Origin of the sequence: Actinomadura rubrisoli (genome assembly GCF_004349215.1) — a bacterium.
Taxonomy (GTDB): Bacteria; Actinomycetota; Actinomycetes; order Streptosporangiales; family Streptosporangiaceae; genus Spirillospora; species Spirillospora rubrisoli.
In genome coordinates, this window is sequence record NZ_SMKU01000557.1 from 1 (window position 1) to 3,532 (window position 3,532).

A 3,532-nucleotide genomic window follows, 5' to 3' on the forward strand; every position below is an offset into this window, starting at 1 on the left:
GTATAAGAGACAGGCGCATACGAGCCCATAGAAGAACCCACATCGAGCTACCCGCCCGTCCCTGTGGACCGAGAACTCAACGGCCTCGCCCCTACCGTCCGCAACAAACCTCCAGGCGACCCCACAACCCCGGCAACGGAACGCGGCCCGGCGACGCAGACACGACTCCTGCCTTCCTTCAGGGACCCGATCACGGCATCAGAGGCCGTGACCGCCGAGAGAGAACGGGTGGCCGAGAGCGACGAGGGGCCGCCGAGAAGACCCGGGGTTGTCACGACTCGTCCGCTGGACGTGGTCGACGGATCAGTAGGCAGGCGGCCGCAGCGGCAGCCGTGGCCAGTAGCGTGAGAAGCCACCCGTCGTCGAATGCGCCGAGCATCGCGCCGGCGTCGCGTCCACCGTCATCGGACGATCCCAGGGCCGCGACCAGCATGGAGATCCCGAGGACGGTGCCGACCTGGCGTGCCATGGTGACGACGCCGGAGCCTGTCGAGAAGCTCTGCGGCGGCAGCGCGGATACGGCCGCGCCTACCAGGGTGGGCAGTGTCAGCCCCACGCCGATGCCGGTCAGAAGCATTCCGGGGAGCATCCCCGCCGCGTACCCGGTGTCCGGGTCCATCTGCCAGGCCCACCAGGCGATACCGGCCGCGAACACCACGCAACCGGACGCCGCGACCAGGCCCGCGCCCACCCGCCGGGCGATCGGGCCCACTCCAATGGCCAGCGCGGGGACGACCAGGGGGCCGGGCGCGATGGCAAGCCCGGTGCGCAGCGCGGACCAGTGCCACGCCTGCTGACACCACAGGACGGCCGACAGCAGCATCGCGGCGAACGCGACAGCGAACAGAACGTTGGCGAGCGTGGCGGAACTGAACCCCGGCACGCGCAGCAGCGGCAGCGGCAGGACCGGCTGCGGATGCCGCGCCGACCTTAGGACGAACCAGGCGAGCAGGACGAGCGCAGCGACCAGCGTCCCGACGACCCCGCCCGATGCCCACCCCCAGTCATCGCTCTTGACCAGCCCCAGGGCGAGGGACGCGATCGCCACCGTGAGCACCACGGCCCCGAGTACGTCCGGCCCGGCCGTCTCAGGACGGTCACCGCGTCCCGTCACCGCCCCACCCGTCGCGGGGATGAGACGGGGGGCGGCGATGAGGACGGCTAGGCCGACCGGGACATTGACCAGGAACACCCAGCGCCAGTCCAGTTCGGTGAGGAGGCCGCCGGCGACGGGGCCCAGGGCGGCGGCGAGCCCGCTGATGGCCGTCCAGGCGCGGACGGCGGGGACGCGGCGCTCGGGTGGGGCGGTGGCCAGGAGGAGGCCGAGCGAGGACGGGACGAGCAGGGCCGCCCCGGACGCTTGGACGGCGCGGGCGGCGACCAGGGTCCAGACGTCCGGCGCGAGGGCGCACAGGATGGAGGCGAGGGTGAAGACGGTGGTGCCGACGAGGTAGGCGCGCTTCGGGCCGGTGCGGTCGGCGTAGCCGCCGGCGGGGACGAGCAGGGCCGCGAAGATGACCGCGTAGGCGTTCAGGACCCAGGACAGGGACGACAGCGAGGCCGGGGCGAAGTGATCGCCGATCTCGGGCAGGGCGACGTTGACGATGAAGACGTCCAGGTTGGACATCGCCACGCCCGCCGCGACGACGGCGAACACGGCGCCCAGCCGCGGTGGCTCTGGGGGGCTCACGACACTCCAGTGGGTTGGTTTTTCCAACTAACCGGACGACCGTAGCAGCAGTTAGTTGGAAAGAACAACCCTCACAAGACGGACCCGGGGGCCGCGATCTCACACCGCGACCCCCGGGTCATCGGGCCACTCAACGGAAGGGGCCCTGCCGTGATCTGTCAGTTCCCTGCATGCGTCGAAGAGCCCCTTGGCGGAGCCACCCGAAGGCGATGTTCGACCAAGCCTGCCTCCTCACGCTCTCGACGTCACGTTCACTTTGGACATTAGCCCCACACGCGGATACATGCCCCCAACGGCGCCCAAAGGTGCAGCCAAGGTCAGATGGTGGTCGGACGGTCCGTCTGGACCAACCGGAGCCGGACGACCGTGGGAACCGACTCCCGCTCCAGGGCCGTGCACAGCCGCTGGAGCGCCTCGTCCCCGATCCGGTGCCGGAGGTCGGCCAAGTCGGCCCGACGGCTGTACGTCACGCTCAGCCGCAGCTTGGGCCGCTTGGACGAGCCGAGCAGCCGTGCGCGCGCGCTCTGCACGCCCGGGTACTCCTCGATCTCCGATTCGAGCGCGTTGGTGACGGCCTTCCCCGACAGCTGCGTCATGCCCGACGCGGGGTCGGGTTCCAACGTGAGTCTCTGGAGCTTGGAAGACCGTCCCTGCGCGAGAAGCCAGGCCAGCCCTAGCAGCGCCAGCACCACGGCGATCGCGGCTACGGCGGGCCAGAACCAGCCGTGGTCGTCGACGTAGCGGTGCACCTGGCCGCTGAGGACCGCACCGGACGCCCGTCCGTCCCCGAAGAGGCCGAGCCCGCGCGCGAGAGCGGCGGCCCCCGGCACGGCAAGGACGAGACCGAGCAGGATCAGGCCCGTGCGGTTGAGGTGGGCGGGACGGCGGTCCATCACGTCTCCCGGTGCTTGACCCGTACCGAGACCGACCGGGCGGGCAGCGGCTGGAGCCGGTCGAGGCTCGCGCGCACGGCGTCCTCGACCTGGGAGTCCAGGCCCTCGGCGTCGCGGACGGGCGTCCTCGCGACGACCTTGACACGGCGCCGCCGCAGCCGGACGCGCCGCACGCTCGACACGCCGGGCGCGTCCCCGGCGGCCGCGGCGACGGCGGCCTTGAGCCCGCGCCTGGTCACGCCCACCATCAAGTTCGGGTCCTCGCCGTGCAGCGGGACGACGCGGGACTTGCCCGGCAGCAGCCCGGCCAGCAGGAAGAGCAGCCCGAGCAGCGTCAGGCCGCCGGCGGCGGCGAGGGCGGGCCAGTCCTCCCACGCCGTGTCCTCGGCCCAGTCCCTGACCCGCTCATAGGGGACGATGTGCGCCGGCCGCCCGGCCCGCTCCGTGATCACCTCCATCGCGGTGAGCACCCCCGCGGCGGTGACCAGCAGCGCGGCGATCAGCCCGGGCCACACCCGGCGCGACCGGAACGCGTGCTTGGCCGCGCGGTCGGCGGCGGCCGACGCCCTCCGGACGTGCGGCAGCCGCCCGGCGTGTGCGGTCACGACACCGTCCTCCCCTTCGGACGTTCCAGCTCGGCGACATCGATGTCCACCTGGCGGACCGTGAGCCCGGTCAACTCCTGCACCCGATCCCGCACGCTCTCGCGGACGCGCCGCGCGACCTGGCGTACGGGCCGCGGGTAAGCCACCGACATCGCCACCCGCGCAGTAACGATCTCCCCGTCCACGCGGACATCGGTGCGCGCCGCCTTCCGTCCCGCATGCACGCCAAGAACGGTACGAGCAAGCCCGCCAGACTCCTCGACCTCATCCGCCGCCCGAGCCACAATCCGCGCCACAGCCCGCTCACTAACCGTCGTACTCCCCCGCCCCGCCTCAGCACCGTC

General features: G+C 72.0%; 4 protein-coding genes. All 4 read right to left on the reverse strand.

What is annotated here, in order from left to right:
- Nucleotides 1-271: 271 nt before the first annotated feature.
- Complete coding sequence (locus E1298_RS45225) at nt 272-1,690, reverse strand: MFS transporter (protein WP_243726237.1); 1,419 nt, start codon at nt 1,688-1,690, stop codon at nt 272-274.
- Nucleotides 1,691-2,007: 317 nt separating this feature from the next.
- On the reverse strand, nt 2,008-2,583 hold the full coding sequence (gene amaP / locus E1298_RS45230) for an alkaline shock response membrane anchor protein AmaP (RefSeq protein ID WP_131903533.1): 576 nt from the start codon (nt 2,581-2,583) through the stop codon (nt 2,008-2,010).
- Nucleotides 2,583-3,188 carry a DUF6286 domain-containing protein gene (locus tag E1298_RS45235; RefSeq protein WP_131903534.1) on the reverse strand — a complete coding sequence of 202 codons (606 nt, stop codon included), beginning with the start codon at nt 3,186-3,188 and terminating at the stop codon, nt 2,583-2,585. Before E1298_RS45235 ends, amaP begins: the two co-directional genes overlap by 1 nt.
- A partial coding sequence (locus E1298_RS45240; protein ID WP_131903535.1) for an Asp23/Gls24 family envelope stress response protein occupies nt 3,185-3,532 on the reverse strand: 348 nt, incomplete at its 5' end. The genes E1298_RS45235 and E1298_RS45240, both read right to left, overlap by 4 nt.

What these genes read in the sequence shown, in the direction of transcription:
- amaP (WP_131903533.1), bottom strand. Translation starts at nt 2,583, where the DNA reads ATGGACCGCCGTCCCGCCCACCTCAACCGCACGGGCCTGATCCTGCTC.